15 protein-coding genes are annotated in these 17,105 nt (G+C 69.8%); 7 read left to right on the top strand and 8 right to left on the bottom strand.

Going from position 1 to position 17,105, the window contains the following annotated elements:
* Window positions 1–62: 62 nt before the first annotated feature.
* Window positions 63–671, bottom strand: a complete 609-nt coding sequence (locus AB0H81_RS11560; protein WP_358372615.1) for a GNAT family N-acetyltransferase — start codon at window positions 669–671, stop codon at window positions 63–65.
* A gap of 23 nt (window positions 672–694) precedes the next feature.
* Between AB0H81_RS11560 and AB0H81_RS11555 the strand changes: the two genes are divergently transcribed.
* Together AB0H81_RS11555 and AB0H81_RS11550 are read left to right on the top strand one after the other, a co-directional pair.
* On the top strand, window positions 695–2,545 hold the full coding sequence (locus tag AB0H81_RS11555) for a serine/threonine-protein kinase (protein ID WP_358372613.1): 1,851 nt from the start codon (window positions 695–697) through the stop codon (window positions 2,543–2,545).
* Between the two features lie 56 nt (window positions 2,546–2,601).
* Window positions 2,602–3,054 (top strand): anthrone oxygenase family protein, encoded by a 453-nt coding sequence (locus AB0H81_RS11550; RefSeq protein ID WP_358372611.1) that lies wholly within the window; start codon window positions 2,602–2,604, stop codon window positions 3,052–3,054.
* 76 nt (window positions 3,055–3,130) lie between these two features.
* Here AB0H81_RS11550 and lpdA read toward each other — a convergent pair whose 3' ends face one another.
* A complete protein-coding gene (lpdA, locus tag AB0H81_RS11545) occupies window positions 3,131–4,510 on the bottom strand; it encodes a dihydrolipoyl dehydrogenase (protein WP_358372608.1) in 1,380 nt (459 codons plus the stop codon).
* Window positions 4,511–4,600: 90 nt separating this feature from the next.
* Here lpdA and AB0H81_RS11540 point away from each other — a divergent pair, with 90 nt between their 5' ends.
* A complete protein-coding gene (locus AB0H81_RS11540; RefSeq protein ID WP_358372606.1) occupies window positions 4,601–5,284 on the top strand; it encodes a hypothetical protein in 684 nt (227 codons plus the stop codon).
* 1 nt (window position 5,285) lies between these two features.
* On the opposite strand, the gene AB0H81_RS11535 is transcribed toward AB0H81_RS11540, so the two are convergent.
* Entirely contained in the window at window positions 5,286–5,660 is a 375-nt protein-coding gene (locus AB0H81_RS11535) for a tautomerase family protein (protein WP_358372604.1), read from the bottom strand.
* An 18-nt stretch (window positions 5,661–5,678) separates the two neighbouring features.
* Between AB0H81_RS11535 and AB0H81_RS11530 the strand changes: the two genes are divergently transcribed.
* Genes AB0H81_RS11530 through AB0H81_RS11520 form a run of 3 tightly spaced genes read left to right on the top strand, consistent with a single transcriptional unit; the run spans window position 5,679 to window position 7,966 of the window.
* The gene (locus tag AB0H81_RS11530) at window positions 5,679–6,329 is read left to right on the top strand and encodes a response regulator transcription factor (protein WP_358372601.1); all 651 of its coding nucleotides are present in this window, start codon (window positions 5,679–5,681) and stop codon (window positions 6,327–6,329) included.
* 6 nt (window positions 6,330–6,335) lie between these two features.
* Window positions 6,336–7,418 carry a quinone-dependent dihydroorotate dehydrogenase gene (locus AB0H81_RS11525; protein WP_358372598.1) on the top strand — a complete coding sequence of 361 codons (1,083 nt, stop codon included), beginning with the start codon at window positions 6,336–6,338 and terminating at the stop codon, window positions 7,416–7,418.
* Window positions 7,415–7,966 (top strand): GNAT family N-acetyltransferase, encoded by a 552-nt coding sequence (locus AB0H81_RS11520; RefSeq protein ID WP_358372596.1) that lies wholly within the window; start codon window positions 7,415–7,417, stop codon window positions 7,964–7,966. Before AB0H81_RS11525 ends, AB0H81_RS11520 begins: the two co-directional genes overlap by 4 nt.
* A 9-nt stretch (window positions 7,967–7,975) precedes the next feature.
* Here AB0H81_RS11520 and AB0H81_RS11515 read toward each other — a convergent pair whose 3' ends face one another.
* The 5 genes from AB0H81_RS11515 to AB0H81_RS11495 all read right to left on the bottom strand — a co-directional run bounded on the left by AB0H81_RS11515 (window position 7,976) and on the right by AB0H81_RS11495 (window position 12,884).
* Window positions 7,976–8,185 carry a hypothetical protein gene (locus tag AB0H81_RS11515; RefSeq protein WP_358372594.1) on the bottom strand — a complete coding sequence of 70 codons (210 nt, stop codon included), beginning with the start codon at window positions 8,183–8,185 and terminating at the stop codon, window positions 7,976–7,978.
* Between the two features lie 327 nt (window positions 8,186–8,512).
* Window positions 8,513–9,946 (bottom strand): RICIN domain-containing protein, encoded by a 1,434-nt coding sequence (locus AB0H81_RS11510; RefSeq protein ID WP_358372591.1) that lies wholly within the window; start codon window positions 9,944–9,946, stop codon window positions 8,513–8,515.
* Between the two features lie 101 nt (window positions 9,947–10,047).
* Complete coding sequence (locus tag AB0H81_RS11505) at window positions 10,048–10,818, bottom strand: glycoside hydrolase family 43 protein (RefSeq protein ID WP_358372590.1); 771 nt, start codon at window positions 10,816–10,818, stop codon at window positions 10,048–10,050.
* A 236-nt stretch (window positions 10,819–11,054) separates the two neighbouring features.
* On the bottom strand, window positions 11,055–12,368 hold the full coding sequence (locus AB0H81_RS11500) for an RICIN domain-containing protein (protein ID WP_358372587.1): 1,314 nt from the start codon (window positions 12,366–12,368) through the stop codon (window positions 11,055–11,057).
* 249 nt (window positions 12,369–12,617) lie between these two features.
* Window positions 12,618–12,884 (bottom strand): carbohydrate-binding protein, encoded by a 267-nt coding sequence (locus tag AB0H81_RS11495; RefSeq protein WP_358372740.1) that lies wholly within the window; start codon window positions 12,882–12,884, stop codon window positions 12,618–12,620.
* A 2,134-nt stretch (window positions 12,885–15,018) separates the two neighbouring features.
* Between AB0H81_RS11495 and AB0H81_RS11490 the strand changes: the two genes are divergently transcribed.
* On the top strand, window positions 15,019–17,082 hold the full coding sequence (locus AB0H81_RS11490) for a family 43 glycosylhydrolase (RefSeq protein ID WP_358372585.1): 2,064 nt from the start codon (window positions 15,019–15,021) through the stop codon (window positions 17,080–17,082).
* Window positions 17,083–17,105 lie beyond the last annotated feature (23 nt).

Here is a 17,105-nt window from a genome sequence, read left to right as displayed (position 1 = left end):
TCACCTGCGCGTCGTGCGGCTCCGCCGAGCGCGCCGGCGTCGACGCGGCCCGCGGCATCGCCTCACGCGGTGCGGCGGGCCGGGCGGTGAGTCAACCGTTCCGGGCGTTCCCGTGGTTCCGGTGGGGTCGTCCAGCGGATCTCGCCGTCCTGCCACACGTCGGTGGGGGAGAGGCCGGCGGCGGCGGCCACGGCGGCCGACGCCGCGTGGCCGGGGTGGATGTGCGCGACGACCGTACGCACCCCGGCCTCCCGCAGCCAGGCGACGAGGCCGCGCGCGGCCTCGGTGGCGATGCCGCGCCCCTGCCACGAGGCGCCGACCACCCACGCGACCTCGGCCACCGGCCCGTCGTGTTCGACGGTGGCCTGCACGGTGCCGGCGAGACGGCCCTCGTCGCGCACCCGGATCACCCAGTTGAGCCACGACACGGCCGGGTCGGGGGACCCGGCGGCCAGGCGGGCGTAGCGGGCCCGCAGGGCGTCCTCGTCCAGCGGCTCGCCGCCGATGAACGCGTGCAGGGCGGGATCGGCGAGAACCACGGCCATCTCGGCGGCGTGCCCGACGGCCAGCGGAAGCAGATCGAACCGGTCGGTGGCGATGGACGTGATCGTAAGGGGCGAGTCGCTTCCATCTATCTGGAAGCGGATCTTCCTGACTATTGTGATCTCCATCTTTCGGAGGGGGAAAGCGGTTGATGGCGGACGGGCCTGAGGTTTCGCTGGGCAGCGGGTACGTGCTCCTGGACGAGATCGGCGCCGGCGGCATGGGCACCGTCTGGCGGGCGCGGCACCGGGACACCGGCGACGTCGTCGCCGTCAAGCTGCTGCGTGACGGCCTCGCCGCCGACCAGGACCTGGTGCTGCGCTTCATCCAGGAACGTCAGGTGATGCGCACCTTACGCCATCCCCACATCGTCACGATCCGCGACTTTGTCGTCGAGGGTGAGCGCCTGGCCCTGGTGATGGACCTCGTCGAGGGCGGTGACCTGCGCAAGCTGATCCAGCGGCGCGGCACCCTGCCTCCCGCGGAGGCGGCGGCGCTGCTGGCGCAGACGGCCGGCGCGCTGGCCGCCGCGCACGAGATCGGCGTCGTCCACCGCGACGTCAAGCCGGGCAACGTCCTGCTCGACCGGGCCACCGGTCAGGTCCGGCTGACGGACTTCGGGGTGGCCCGCATCCTGCACGGCCCCGGCATCACCCAGACCAGCGCCGTCATCGGCACACCCGTGTACCTGGCTCCCGAGGTGGCCGACGGCGACGCCGCGACGCCGGCCGTGGACGTGTACGCGCTCGGGCTGATCCTGTACGAGCTGCTCGCCGGGCGTCCGCCGTTCGTGGGCGAGCACCCGATGGTGCTGATCCGGCAGCACGCGATGGCCGCGCCCCGGCGGCTGCCCGGGATGCCCGACCCGCTGTGGGCGATCGTCTCGGCGTGCGCCGCCAAGGACCCTGCCGCGCGTCCCGCCGCCGGAGCGGTGGTGGCGGCGCTGCGTGAGGCCGCGCCCGCGCTGGCGGGTCTTCCGGCGCTGCCGCCGGTCGCGCGCGGTGAGGCCCCGTCGGTCACCTCCGAGCCGCTCGCCCCGCCGGTCCCGCCCACGCCTTCCCCGACCGGCCCGCCGGTCCCATCCGCGCCCGCGCCATCTCCGATCGGCGCGTCCGGCCCGGCCGGCTCACCTGTCCCGTCCCCGTCCGGCGCTTCAGGCCCGTCCGGCCCCACCCCGGCGGGCCTGAACAAACCCGCAGATCCAGGAGGCCCCGGGGACGGTCCTGAGCGGCGGTCGCGCAAGCGGGTGGTCGTGCTCACGGCCGCCGGGGCGGCCCTGGCGGTCAGCGCCGTTGCCGTCGCCTACGTGGCGCCCTGGCGCTCACCCGCCACCGTGACGGCCCAGGACACCGGGTCCCAGCCGGTGCTCGTCGTGCCGTCGGTCCCCGTCTCCACCCCTGGCACCGGGAAACGTGACGAGCCCAAGGGCGGCACGGCCCGCCAGGTGCGTGACGGCACCAGCGCCGAACCCGCCGACCCCCCGTCCGCGCAGCCGAAGAAGAAGATCACCACGCACGAGCCGGCCCCCGGGCCGACCCGGGAGACCGAGCGCGTCCGCTCGTCCGACCAGGACACCACCAAGGAGACAGACGAGGACAAGGCCGACGAAGGCGCCCAGAAGCCCGACACCACCGGCAACGGGACGGAGCCGGACTGGCAGTGCCGGTCCTGGGCCCCGGTGGGCGGGGGCTACACGATGATGGCGCCCTGCATGGCCCTGGTGGACGGCGTCTTCCACATCAAGGGCAGAGTCAAAGGCCCGGCGTCGGTCCGGTCGGACATCCACATCCAGCTCTACAACACCGACGCCGAGAGCAAGGCCTCGCAGCCGTTCATCTGCAAGGGCGTCTCGCCGCCGGTCAACGGCGGCGTCGTGGTGTGCGGCCCGTTCGAGGTCACCGCGCCCCGGACCGGCCAGCTCCACGACGTACGCCAGCGATGGAAGAAACCCTGGATGACCGCGTGGAGCGGCGGCGTGGAGAGCCCCGCCGAGATCTGGTAGCGGCCCGGGCCGGATACCCGGTGGCCGTGAGGGGCACAGGCTGGGATCATCGGGACATGTCCACGGCCTTCGCGATCATCTCCCTGCTGTTCAACGGGCTCATGGCCGGGCTCTTCTACACCTTCTCGACCACGGTCATGCCCGCTTTCAACGCCATCGAGCCGGCCCAGGCCACGGCGGCCATGCGGAGCATCAACAAGAAGATCCTCAACCCGTTGTTCCTGCCGGTCTTCCTGCTGGCGCCCGTGGCGTCGCTGGTGACCGGGGTGCTCCTGCTCGTGGACGGCGCCGCCACGGCGGGCGTCCTCTTCCTGGCGGCGGGGGCGGTCTACCTGCTCGGCACGCTCGGGGCGACGTCCGCGCTGAACGTGCCCATGAACAACGCGCTGGAGGCGGGCAGCATGGACTGGTCCGCGTACGCGCCGCGCTGGACGACGTGGAACCACGTGCGCAGCCTGTCGTGCGTGGCCGCCCTCGTGCTGGCCGGTGTGGCGCTGGTGCTCGTCTAGACGCCTTCCCAGGGCCGCGACCCCGGGCACGATCGGTACGGCGAGGGCCGTACCGATCTCGTCTGTCGTCAGGGACCTACATGTTGATCATGTGGCCGGCCAGGCCGTGGATCGCCTCCTTGACCGCCTCGCCCAGCGTCGGGTGGGCGTGGACGTTGCGCGCGACCTCGTGGACCGTCAGGTCCCACTGCTGGGCCAGCGTCAGCTCCGGCAGCAGCTCCGTCACCTCGGGCCCGATGAGGTGGGCGCCGAGCAGCTCGCCGTACTTGCCGTCGCTGATGACCTTGACGAAGCCCGCGCTGTCGCCGAGGCCGTGGGCCTTGCCGTTGGCGGTGAAGGGGAACTTGGCCACCTTCACGTCGTAGCCCAGGTCGCGGGCCTGCTTCTCGGTGTAGCCGAAGCTGGCCACCTGCGGCTGGCAGTACGTCGCCCGGGGGATCATCACGTAGTCGAGCTCCATGGTCTCCGCGCCGCCGATGGTCTCGGCCGCGATGATGCCCATGGACTCGGCGGCGTGGGCCAGCATGAGCTTGGCCGTGACGTCGCCGATGGCGAAAATGTGCGGCACGCTCGTCCGGCAGCGGCCGTCGATCGCGATGGCGCCCCGGTCGGTGAGGGCCACGCCGGTCTTCTCCAGGCCGTAGCCGTCGACGCGCGGCTGGAAGCCGATCGCCTGCAGCACCTTGTCGGCCTCCAGCACCTGCTGCCGGCCGTCACGCGTCACGGTGACCTTGACGGAGGAGCCCGTGTCGTCGATGGAGTCCACACGGGTGGAGGTGAGGACCTCGATGCCGAGCCGCTTGTAGCGCTTGGCCAGCTCCGCCGACACCTCCTCGTCCTCCAGGGGGACCATCCGGTCGAGGAACTCCACGATCGTCACCTTGACGCCGTAGTTGTGCAGCACGTACGCGAACTCCACGCCGATCGCGCCCGCGCCCGCGATGATGATGCTGCCCGGCAGCTCGCCGGTCATGATCTGCTCTTCGTACGTCACCACGCGCTCCGACAGCGACGTGCCGGGGATCAGCCGGGTGGTGGCGCCGGCGGCGATGATGCAATGGTCGAACGTGATCGTCTCGCCGTTCACCTGGATCGAGTTGGGGTCCAGGAAGGTGCCGCGGCCGTCGTACTCCGTGATGGCGTTCTTCTTCATCAGGTAGTGAACGCCCTTGACCCGGCCGTCCGCCACCTTGCGGCTGCGCGTGAAGGCGGCTCCGTAGTCGAAGGTGACCTCGCCGCTGATGCCGAAGGTCTTGGCCTCGTTGTGGAAGATGTGAGCCAGCTCCGCGTTGCGCAGCAGCGCCTTGGAGGGGATGCAGCCCACGTTCAGGCAGACGCCACCCCAGTACTTCTCCTCGATGACCGCTGCGCGCAGCCCGAGCTGGGCGGCGCGGACCGCGGCCGTGTACCCTCCGGGACCCGCGCCGAGAACGACGACGTCATAGTGAGTGCTCATGAGTCGGACCATACCGTCCACCTAGGTCTACCCCTGACCCTCGCCCCTGCCCCAGTGATACGGAGCCTGTCGGCGGCTTGGATTGCACCCATGACCACTTTCCCCGGCCGCTGGGCCGAAGGCGTCAGCCTCACCCTCGCACCCGTCCTCATGCTCGCCGGCGTGCTGCTCCGCGTGGGGTACGACGGCTTCTTCCCCGCCCAGCTCGCCGCCTTCGCCGAGGCCCCCGCCCTGATGTCCGCCTCGTACGGGTGCTTCGCCCTCGGGAGCTTCCTGCTCTGGCCGGGCGTGCTCGGGCTGGTGCGGCGCTCGCCCGCCTCCCGCCTGGTGCTCTGCGGCGGGATGATGGTGCTGTGCGGCCTGTTCGCCCGCGCCTTCCACGCCGGGGTGAGCCACCTGGCCCTCCAGCTCGTGGACGTCCAGGGCCTGGCCTCCGCGCAGCGGGCCGTGGCCGACGCCTACAGCGCGTTCCACGTCTTCCAGCCGTTCAACGTGGTGCTGTTCTTCGGGTGGGCCGTGCTGGCCGCCGGCCTGTGGCGGGCCGGGACGCTGGGGCTCGTGCCGAGCGTCGCGCTCGGGCTGATGACGGCGCTGCCGATAGGGGTGCTCAAGGGGACCGGCCCGATGTCGCTCCTGGCCGTTGCGGGGCTGTGCGTGGCGCTGGTGCCGTACGGGGTGAAGGTCCTGCGCGAGGGGCCCGCGCCCCGGTGGTGGGCCGTCCCGCTGGCGCTGGCGATCGGCGCGGGCGCCGCGGTCCTCGGCACCATGGGCTGAGCTAGACGTCCACCTTGTACGTCAGCGCCAGCTCGTCGGCCGGCACCCCGCGGATCCCCCAGTTGACCTTGGGCATCTCCACGATGGTGATCTCCACGTCCTCGGCCGGGTAGGGCAGCCGGTCGTAGAGCGTCCGGATGAGCGCCCGCTTGGCCTCGTCGCTGCGGCCGGTGAAGCAGAGCACCTCGATGATCAGGTAACCGTCGCCGCGCTGCGGGCAGATGAGGTCGTCGGCGTCCAGCAGCAGGAACCGGTGGAATCTCTTGTCCTCGGGCAGTCCCCACGCCTCCACCAGGCAGGAGTGGACGAGGTCCGACACCTCGCGCCGCCGCTCCGCCCACACGTCACGCCGCCCGTAGAGCTTCACCTGTGCCATGTGCGCCACTATAGGGGGATGATCCGGTTGCTCCTGGCCGACGACGAGGCCATGATCCGCGCCGGTGTGCGGGCGATCCTCGCCACCGACCCGACGCTCGACGTGGTGGCCGAGGCGGGCGACGGCCGGGAGGCGGTCGACCTGGCGATCAGCCACCACCCGGACGTGGCCCTGCTCGACATCCGCATGCCCGTGCTGGACGGCCTCGCCGCCGCGGCCGAGATCCGCCGGGCGGCGCCGGGGACGGCCGTGGTGATGCTCACCACGTTCGGCGAGGACGACTACATCGCCCGCGCCATCGACGTGGGCGCCGGCGGCTTCCTCCTCAAGTCGGGAGACCCGCGCGAGCTGATCGCCGGGATCCACGCCGTCGCGGAGGGCGCCGCGTACCTGTCGCCGAAGGTGGCCCAGCGGGTGATCACGCAGCTCGCCGCCGGGCGGGTGTCGCGCGGCGCCGTGGCCCGCGACCGGGTCGGGGCGCTGACCGAGCGGGAGCGGGAGGTGCTCGCGCTGCTCGGCGCCGGTCTGTCCAACGCGGAGATCGCCAAGCGGCTGCACATCGTGGAGGGCACGGTGAAGGCGTACGTCAGCGCGATCCTGACCCGCCTGGACGTGCGCAACCGCGTGCAGGCCGCGATCATCGCCCACGAGGCCGGCTTGGTAGCCTGATCCCTGATGTATCGCCTCGTGTTCTCGCAGGTCTTGCGTCGCTTCGACGCCGAGGCCGTGCACCATCTCACTGTTCGCGCGCTCGCCCTTCTGTCGGCGCTGCCGCTGGTCAAGCGGCTGCTCCACAAGGCGCTCGCGCCCCACGACCCGGCGCTGCGCGTCAGCGCGTTCGGCGTCCACTTCCCCGGCCCGCTCGGGCTCGCGGCCGGCTTCGACAAGGACGCCGCGTGCGCCGAGGGAGCCGCCGCGCTCGGCTTCGGCCACGTGGAGGTCGGTACGATCACCGCCCACGGCCAGCCCGGCAACCCGCGGCCCCGCCTGTTCCGGCTGGTGCGCGAGCGGGCGGTCATCAACCGGATGGGCTTCAACAACGCCGGGGCCGTCGCCGCCGCGCGCCGCCTGCGGCGCGTGCGTGGGGTGCCGGTGGTGGTCGGCGTCAACATCGGCAAGACCAAGGTGGTGCCGGAGTCCGAGGCGGCGGCCGACTACGTTGCGAGCGCCAGGGAGCTCGCGCCGCTGGCCGACTACCTCGTCGTCAACGTCAGCTCGCCGAACACGCCCGGCCTGCGCGACCTCCAGGCCGTCTCGCTGCTGCGCCCGTTGCTCACCGCGGTCAAGGAGGTCGCCGACGGCACCCCCCGCCGCACCCCGCTGCTGGTGAAGATCGCGCCCGACCTCGCCGACGAGGACGTGGACGCGGTCGCCGACCTGGCCCTGGAGCTGGGGCTCGACGGCATCATCGCGACCAACACCACGATCAGGCACGGTGGCGAGACCGGCGGGCTGTCGGGCCGGCCGCTCAAGGCGCGCTCGCTGGAGGTGCTGCGGCGGCTGCGGGCCCGCGTCGGCGACCGGATCACGCTCGTCTCCGTCGGCGGCGTCGAGGACGTGGACGACGTGTGGGAGCGGCTGCTGGCCGGGGCCACGCTGGTGCAGGGCTACACCGGCTGGGTGTACGGCGGTCCGCTGTGGGCCTCCGCCATCCACCGGCAGCTCGCGCGCCGGGTCCGCCGCCACGGCCTCACCTCGATCACCGAAGCCATCGGCCGTACCGCGCCGGCCGGCAGGGACGCGGAGGCCGCACGATGATGATCCCGCTGGGCCACGGCGTCGTCCTGCGTCCCGTCGCCGAAGGTGACGCCCAGGCGCTCACCGACGCCTACGTGCGCAACCGCGAGCACCTGCGGCCCTGGGAGCCGCGCCGGTCCGAGACGTTCTTCACGCTGACCGGCCAGACGGAGCGGCTGGAGGCGCAGCTCCAGGCGTGCCGCAGCGGCCGGGTCATGCCGTGGGTGCTGGCCGACGGCGACCGGATCGCCGGCTGCGTCAACCTGAACAGCATCGTGTACGGCGCCTTCGCCAGCGGCGCCCTCGGCTACTGGCTCGACGCCGGCTACACCGGCCGCGGCCTGGCCACCGGCGCCGTGATGGCGGTCTGCCGCGACGCCCACGAGCGGCTCGGCCTGCACCGGGTCGAGGCGGCCACGCTGGTGCACAACGTGGCCTCCCAGCGGGTGCTGGAGAAGGCGGGCTTCGAGGTGTACGGCCTCGCGCCCAACTACATCCACATCGACGGCGAGTGGCGCGACCACCGCCTGTACCAGCGCATCCTCAACGACCGCGCGCCCAAGCTGTGACCCGGCGGCCTACCGGTCACCTGGGGCGGTGTGGCGAAGCGCGGCCGGAGGCGGAGCGAGCACCTCGGCGATCAACTGGGTGTCGGTGTACTCGGTGATCTCGGCGACCTCGCCGTCGCGCATGACGAAAACCCAGCAGTAACGGTTCGGGTAGTCACGCCCTGACGTCGTGACGCTGGGGTTGCGGCCCTCCACGACGACCACGTCACCGTCGGCCACGAAGCGCTCGGCGCTGACGACGTTACGGCCGCCGAGCTGTTCCGAGAGCGGGCGGAGCTCCGACCTTGAGGCGATCAGCCTACGCAGGTTGCGCGCCCTTCAGATTTCCGCCCTCGAACACCGGCTTTCGGGCTTGCGAGACCAGGCCGCTCAGCGTGGTTCAGCGTGGACAGAAAGGGATGTAGACCTGCCTTCGACGGTGATCAGGACAAGCATTGCGTCGTCGGTAGGTGAGGCGGATTCCCCCGGCACCGAGCACACAGCACGAGCGCGGCACCGGGGTTGTGAGGGCCGTACCGCGGATCCGCGGTCACGTCGAGACGACCGTCAGACGGCCGTGCGCGACCACTGCTGGTTGGTACCGGTGTTGCATGGATACTGCTTGAGGATCACGCCGTCCGCGGTCGATGCGGACGGTACGTCCACGCATTTGCTGCTGTGTCGTGCCCGGAGCTGGAAGTAGCCGCCGTTGGCGACCATCTGGAACTGCTGGTTGGTGCCGGTGCCACAGGTGTACTGGATGAGCTCGGCACCATCGGCGGTTGAAGCGCTCACCACGTCGAGGCACTTTCCGCTTTGACGGCTGATGACGCGCCAGTAGCCGCTGCCGGCGTCCTGGAACTGCCACTGCTGCCACGCGTTGCCGCCGTACGTGTACTGGCCGACGCGCGCACCGTTGTCGGTGTTGGGTTGTTGGACGTCCATGGCCTTGCCGCTGTGGCGCACGTTGATCCTGTAGACCGTCCCCGGCGCCGGCGGAGGGGTGGAGTCGATGGTGTCGCCCCAGGCGTACCGGATCCGGTCAGCGCCGGAGGTGTTGCGGACGGTCAGGTTGAGATCGGTGCCGCTGCCGCTCAGGGCGTACATCGAGTACCAGTCGTAGCCGATGTCACCCGGCTTGCCACCGAGGGCGGGCCAGTAGGTGCCGCCCATTTGGTTGTCACGCATGACCTGGGCCATGGCGCGGATGTGGCGTACGAAGTTGTCGGTGCTGTTCGCGTCGCCGTAGTTGAGGCCGGTGGACATCGGCGCGCCGAACTCCGTGGCGACCGCGCGGGAGGCGCAGTTGCCCAGACGCGTCTGAATGTGGCTCCGGAAGGCGTCGTAGGTCATCGCGCCGTAGAAGAAGGCGTAGTGGTGGAAGGACAGCAGCGTCGAGTTGAAGCGGCTGTCGTTGCAGATGTCCCGCAGGTCCTGGCTGTAGCCGGTGCCGGCGATGAGCACCCGGCCAGGCACTGCCGAGGTGTGATGGCTGAGCCAGTTCGCTGCGACGTTGCGCCATTCCGCCGATGTGTAGCCGTGCGGCTCATTCATCGGTTCGAAGTAGACGTTGCTGTTCGAACCGTACGTGTTGGTCACGCTGGACCACATCGTGTTCCATGCGGCGATGTTCGTGATCTTCCCGCCGGAGGCGGCGCCGTCCTCCCAATAGGCGAGGATGACCTTGAATCCACGGGCCGTGGCGGCGTCAATGGCGCCGCGGTAGGCGTTCCACCAGGTCGTGTTGGCCACGGTGTGCGTGTTGATGGGCAGCCGGACCGTGTTGACCCCCATGGTGGAGGCCATGTCGTCGTAGATGGCGTCGGCCTTGGCACGTACTGTCGCGTTGCTGTCGGACTGGCTCAGGCCCTGCACCACGAGTGTGCCGGTACTGAAGTTGTCACCCAGCACGGCCCAGTTCATGCCGCGGAACTGGCGGGTGGCGGCATCGGCCGGCGACTCGGAGACAACGAGGCTCGCCACTACGGTGAGCGCGGTCACCACAAGGGCGATCAGCGACCGGCGCAACGACCGGGTGCTCGGCGATGGTCCTGATAAGTGTCCATCAGACGCCGTGATCAGTGTCATGAGATGTCCCATCACTAGATCTGGATCCTGGGCCGAACCTCACTTGCAGGCGTCAGTTGCTGACGCGCCTCAGGGCCGCGCGCGTCGTGCTGCTCCGGCAGCAGGACGGGCGGCTGTGGGACATTCCCACGTAGGGGCGGCGGCGGTGAGTTGGGTCGGCCGCTTCGTCGCGCACAGCGGGTTGCTGCGGGCGTCCCACCGCGCTTGTTTCCGAGGCAGTCGGCGAGGAACGAATAGTTGCGGTTGAGCATGGTCGTCGACCTCTCCGCGAGGATGAACTTGCCGCACGGGGTCTGCGACGAGCTCCGCTCGTCCTTCGTGAAGCGGTAGTAGGTGCCGTTGTGCTTGATGAGCGTCGAGTCGATCGTCGAGTAGCCCTTGTCGACCCAGACCTGCGCGGCGCTGAAGGTCCGGAAGTCGGATGTCGTGGCGTACATCATCCGGTTGTAGGTGTTGCCGATGTGGTTCGGGTCGCCGGCGGAGTACAGCTTCGACGCCCAGAACACCACGTACTGGCCGACTCCCTCGTCGTAGTACGCCTCCGGGGCCCACGTGTTGCCGGCCGTGTCCGGTGAGACGCGTGCCAGGCGCGGCACGCTCCAGTTCACCAGGTCCGTCGACTCCCAGACCACGATGGACTTGCTGCCCGTCCGCTGGACCTGGTCCCAGTTGCCGTTGCCGTGCATCCGTAGGTCTGTGGCGATCTGGTAGAACTTGTCGCCCTGCGGCGAACGGATGATGAACGGGTCGCGCACGCCGCGGGTACCCACGGTCGAGGTCAACACGGGCCGGCCACCGTTGAGCTGGCGCCACCGCCCGTGACCAGTGCGGCGGTGCAGCCGGCGATCAGTGCGCCGACGAGGACGAATGCGGTGGGACGTCTGCGCGGACGCCGCGGTGAGGTCCGATCGTGGAGAAGTTGTGTCATGGAACCCGTCCCGTGCGGTTGTGAAGGGTTGCCGGCGACCTGTCGGGGCACCGCCCGCCCTCTCGCCCGAGCGGTGCCCCGACAGGTCACGTGTCAGACGCGGCGCCGGGTGAAGCGCTGGTTGGGGCTGCCGCTGTAGATCCACTGCGAGATGCGGGCGCCGTCGGCGGTGGAGTGTTCCCAGACGTCCAGGGCCAGGCCGGACTCCCGGTTGACGAGGCTGATCACGTCACCGCCGTGGTCGACCACGCGCCACTGCTGGCCGGTGGCGCCGGTGTCGGCCTGCTGGACGACGTCCGCGCCGGTCGCGGTACCCGTAGGCTGGAGGAACAGGCCACTGTGCCGGGCCTTGACGCGGACGTGGCCGTCGCCGGAGTCCACGAACTCGAACTGCTGGTTGGGGCGACTGTTGGTGGTCCACTGGATGAGCCGTGCGCCGACGGCGGTGGAGGCCTCGTTGATGTCGGCGGCCTTGCCGCTGTGCTGGGCCACCAGGGTGTAGGCGGCCGGACCGCCGGGTGAGTCACCCAGCTGGGCTTCCCACCGGGTGTTGCTCCCGGCCGCGTCGGCCGGGAGGCGGTCCCGTGCGGCGGTGTCACCGTACATGGTCCAGCGGGCCCAGTCGACGACGGTGTTCGGGAAACGGTTGTCGCTCCAGAAGCTGGTGTGGGTGCCGCCGACGAAGGTGAGGAACGCCTTGGGCCAGGTCATCTCCGTGTACGCCTGCCGGGCCGAGGAGTACGACGTGGTCGAGTCGCGGTCGCCGTGGACGAACAGGACCTTGGCGGAGACCGAGGCCGCGGGATTGCCCATGTCCACGCAGGACTGGGGGTTGGCGGAGACGATCCGGCTGTCGGGCCAGGAGGTCAGCAGGCCATGGGTGACCATGCCGCCCAGGGAGTGGCCCGACACTCCGACGCCGATGCCGGTGTTGATGTGCCCGGCCAGAGGTCCGCTCGTGTTGAGGGCGAGGGTCTGGGTGAGGATCTGCGAGACGTCCTTGGAGGTGTTGCCGTTGTTGACGTCGTTGAAGTTGTGGTTGAAGTGCGGTGCGGGGACGATGAAGCCCGCCGCGGCCAGGGCCCGGATGATGAAGAGGGAGTTCTGCGGGCTGCTGCCGTAGCCGTGGGTGAAGTTGTACACGGGGAAGACACCGCCGGCGGCCGGGGCGTTCGTCACGGGGTTGCCGCCGGGGGTGCCGGTGGCGGGGTAGTAGACGTAGGTGGTACACGGGCGGCTGCCGCGGGTCCAGTCGTACCTGCGCACGCCGACCGCGAACGGCGTGGTCGGCGCGGGGTCCAGCAGCCCGACGCCGGCGAGCGCCCGCCCCCCGCCGAGTTGGGACAGGCCGAGGCCCGCCGCTCCGGCCACGCTCACGCTGAGGAATGTCCGCCGTCGCATGGTCATGGATGACTCCTTGGATGTGGGGATGCTGTGGCGACGGGAGTGGGGATGGGTCCGTCGCCGGGTGCCTCCAGCCGGCGGCAGATCGACCGGGAGGCGCGGCGCGTGCCGAGTTGTCGATGTCGGCCGGGGTCCAGCCGTTGTCCAGTACGGCGTGCCAGGCGGGCCCGCAGCAGCGACCTCGATGGGTCCAGCGTCATGAGCCCGCACCGCGGCGCCGCGCACACCCTCCTGGCCGCACGTGGTGAGTAGTCAGCCGGCCGTGGCGCCGGAGTCGAGGTGGTCGATGTTGGGCAGTCCGGCCGCGGTGGTCGGGACCGTGACGGTCTTGGTGGTCCACGTCGTCCAGGCGCCGGTGGATTCGAACGACATCGTCGCTACCGTGGATCCGTTGACGACCAGGTCGGCGGCTCTGGCGCCGCTGGCGCCGTTGGCGAACCGGATCCCGAGCGTCGCCGTAGCGGCCGCCGACGCGTTCACCGTGAACTGGGCATAGGCGCCGGCCGCCGCGCCGAGCAGGACGGTACGCCGCGCAAACCGCGTGGTGTGCCTGTTTCGTTTCCGGTCATGGCATGGACCCTTCGATGCGGAGATGTCTCTGTCGTCTTTGACATGACAGTGGGCAACCGCTGATCCGCCGACTTGCGAAGGACTCTGGTTGCGCCGGCGGTCGATCGAACGACGTGACGATCCCGGGCTACGGGCACGACTCAGGTGAGATGGGCGTGCCCCATGGGCTGAGCCGGGGCCACAGCCCTCGACGGGCAGGGAAGCTGGACGGTATGAAACGATTCATTCAGAAGTGCGGGCGAGAGTGCTTCTACCCTCCTTGCGCTTCATGATCGAGGCGATGGCGTAGGTGGAGGCAGGCGTGCGGGCGGGCTCCAGGGCGTTGGCGGTCTCGGTGACCGTGACGATCGGCCCGACCCTTATGGTGGACGCCGAAGCGGGCACCCGCTCTGCCGCCCGTTCCGGCTCCGGTCGCCTTGATATCCAGAAAAGGCCAGCTCAGGAATACCCCATCAGGTGTCGTCAGGGCGACCGAGCACGGTTGAGGCGTTCCGTCCCGTCCGTGGTCCGGCTCTCGGCGGGCGTGGCGGGGAGCACGCGCACACACGAGGGCGGCCTCGATCGTGAGGGGTAATCGAGTGGGGCGCATGGTAGCTCCTGGGGGTCGGAGCAGTTAAATCGATATAGCGGCGCAAGCGTAGGAGCGTTGACATCGGCTCGTCAAGGTTCCGTTCTCTCTCGGCCCGAGGTGGTCTCCGGCGTCTTCGGCTCGGCGCCCCATCCTTCGCGGCGCAAGTGCTCGGCCGACGTGGACGGCTTCCGTGCCGGAGACTCCCTGCCGCGCCGAACATCGGCGCCGCCTTGTGCTTCGACCCGAGCCTGACATCGACGACTTTCCTCCAGCGGGAGGCAAGGGACGGCGTGGCGAGCGGAGCAGGCGCGGTGATCGTCTTCAGCGGGCAGCCCGCGTGGTGAGGCGCCTGTGAGCATGCGGTTTCCGAGCAAGCGGCTCGCCGCCGGGGTGGCGGGATAGGGGTTGTCGGGACGGTCGGCGGTCGCCACGGCGGACTCCAGCGGCAGGGCCGGCCGAACCGGTTGCGACAGAGCGCCAGTCTTTCCCGCCAAGACTTCGTCTGACGTCATCCGGTTCGCTTGCCACGCCCGCGCGGTCGGCCGGCTTCTCCATGCGCCCGATGGAGGGGGCGCATGAAACTTTCACATTCTGCATTCCGGATAGCGCACCTCTGGGAACGTTCACAGGGATGAAGAGGAGCTTTTCGCCGACGACCGCGGTTTCCTGCTGACAAGCAGCGCCCCTACCTCGGATTTGATCCAAGCCCTTTCAGTGCGTCAGGGATTGCATTACTGTGCACGTTCACAGAGCCTCATCCCAGTCTGTGAGGACGACATGTGGTCGCATCCCCCACCCACTCGCGACGTCGCCCCCGATCCCCGCCCCGGCCCGCTGCCGCAGAGCATTCGGTGACACGACATCTGCCTGACTGCGACCGCCGACAGTCCGCGGCGGTGCGGAGCGCGGCGCGAAACGCCGGTGCGATCAGGGTCTTCCACTGGGGGCCGACACCGTGCCTGCCGAGCACCCACCCGCTCCCCGCCAGGCCAGGGCCCGTGGCACCTGAGACGCCAGCCCGTGAGAAGCCGATGGCCCGCCGTGCAGGCGGCGCCGCGCCACTGCGGTGCCCCCGGCACCTCGCCACCACCTTTTTCCTCGGCGACGGCATGAGCACCCCGCCGCGACCCGACATCCACGTCCGCTGAACGCGTAGCTGACCGCCGAGACCGGACCGCCCAACGTCGGCTACCTCGACGTCAACGGGTGAGAGCGCCGGCGCCACGATGAACGAAGGGCAGCACCATGATCGGTACCTTACGTAGAACGCTGGAGCGGGGAGGGCTCGTCGCCGCGGCATGGCTGGTCATGTCTGTGGCGGCATCCGGTGCCCCCGCCGCGGCGGCTGAACCCCTCGAGGCTCGCGACGGACGCGTCTCCAACCACTCTGCCGCGGACTACACCGCCGGCTCGTGGGCGGCATTCTCCTCCGCCAGCGACTCACTCACTCAACGAGGAGGCGACGACGCCACCGCCCGCGAGAAATTCCAGAGGGCCGCTGATGGTCTGGTCATGGTTCGTGGCCTGAAGAGTCTGGTCGCGGACTACAAGACCCGCCCCGCCGGCAAGTACACGAGCGACTCCTGGGGGCCCTTCGCCAAGGCGTTGGCCGTCGCGGACGGCGTCGCCGCCGACGCCTCGGCAACCGCGTCGGAGGTCGCCGCCGCGAAGACGGCGCTGACGACCGCCGCCGGCAACCTCGTGGCCGCCGACGACGGGACGTTCCAGACCATCACGAACGATGTCTTCTGGAACGACACGAGCGGCAACCCCATCTATTCGCAGGGCGGCGGCGTCTTCAAGTTCGGCGACACCTACTACTGGTACGGCGTGCACTACACGGGAGCCGAGCTCTACCGGGCCAATCCGACGAGGAAGTACGACGGCGACGTCACGTTCGTCTCGATCCCCGTGTACTCGTCGAAGGATCTGGTGAACTGGAAGTTCGAGAACCGCGTCGCCACGCGCTCCACGAGCCTCGGCAGCGGGGCCACCCTCGGCCAGGCGGGCTGGGTAGGCCGGCTGGGCGTCTCCTACAACGAGAACACCGGCAAGTACGTGCTGGTCGTGCAGGCGTATCTCCCGGCGATGGGCGGGGATGGGGTTCTGTTCCTCCGGGGCGACTCGCCCACCGACACCTTCGACTACGCCTACTTCCAGACCCAGGTCGTCAACTCTCCGACGACGGGCACGGGAGATCAGACCGTCTTCACCGACGATGACGGGAAGGACTACCTGATCTTCTCCAACCGCCAGGGGCGCTCTCGTGCCTTCGTCGCCAAGCTGAGAGAGGCCGACTCGCTGCGGGTGGAGCCCGCCGTGCAGATCGGGTACAACTCCGCCGGCCGCGAGGGCAACGCCATGTTCAAGCTCGACGGCAAGTACTACCACGCCTCGTCCGACCTGCACGGCTGGAACACCTCGGTCACCCATGTCATCGAGTCGACCAGCAGCAACATTCAAGGCTCCTACACAGGTGAGTACACCCTCGCCGGCACCGAGATGGACTACAGCCACGTGACCCAGACCGGCTTCTTCGTGACGGTCAAGGGAACCAAGCAGAACACGGTGATCTTCGCAGGCGATCGCTGGGCCGACTTCGCCTGGAACGGCATCGGGTACAACCAGTGGATGCCGGTGACCAGGACCGGTGCGCGGCCCCAGTTCCACTCGGTGAGCCAGTGGCAGTTCAACGCCACGACCGGTGAGTGGCGCGTCGGGCCTGCGAACAACTACGCTCTCAACCCCGATTTCCAGGCCGACCGCATCATCGTCCCCCAGGTACAGGGATGGACCAACTTTCGCGATTCCGGCCCGACCTCGATCGTGACCAACGTCGACGGCGGCGCGAACGGGTCCCGATTCGCGCTGCGGATCGGGACCACCCAGTTCTACGCGGGTGGCGTGCGGCAACAGATCACCGTGCCGGCAGGCGTCTACAGGCTGTCCACGTCTGCCAGGACCACCGGTTCGCTCAGCGCCGCGCAGGTAACGATCACGGACGCCGGCGGTGCCTCGCGCACGCTCGACATCCCGGCATCCAGCGGCTGGACCCGTCGCGAACTCGCGGAGATCCCGGTGTCCGCCGGCACGGCCACCATCACGATCCGGGCGGCTTCCGGCAACGGATACCTGTTCGTCGACGACCTCGGACTCGTCAGGTCGTCTGGGGACACTCCGCCGGGGCAGCGTCACGAGGCGGAGACCGCGCCGGCGGTTTGTCAGGGCACGATCGACGCGAACTGGCCCGGCTTCTCCGGCAGCGGTTTCTGCAACGGCGACAACGCGGCCGGCGCCTATGCCCAGTTCACGGTGAACGCGTCGGCGGCCGCTACGGCGACGCTCGGGATCCGGTTCGCCAACGGCGCCAGCGGCGCCAGAGCCGCTGACCTGGTCGTCAACGGATCCACGGTAGCGACGATGTCGTTCGAATCCACCGGCGCCTGGACGACGTGGACCACCAAGACCGTCACGGTCCCGCTCAACGCCGGCGGCAACACCATCCGAGTGCAGCCGACCACCGCGGCCGGACTGCCCAACATCGACTACCTCGACTCCGGCGCCACGGCTGGCTGACTACTCACCACGTGCGGCCAGGA

The sequence above is a fragment of the Nonomuraea sp. NPDC050691 genome (genome assembly GCF_040654455.1).
In the GTDB taxonomy this organism is placed as follows: Bacteria; Actinomycetota; Actinomycetes; order Streptosporangiales; family Streptosporangiaceae; genus Nonomuraea.
This window is presented reverse-complemented; position numbering and strand designations above follow the sequence as displayed.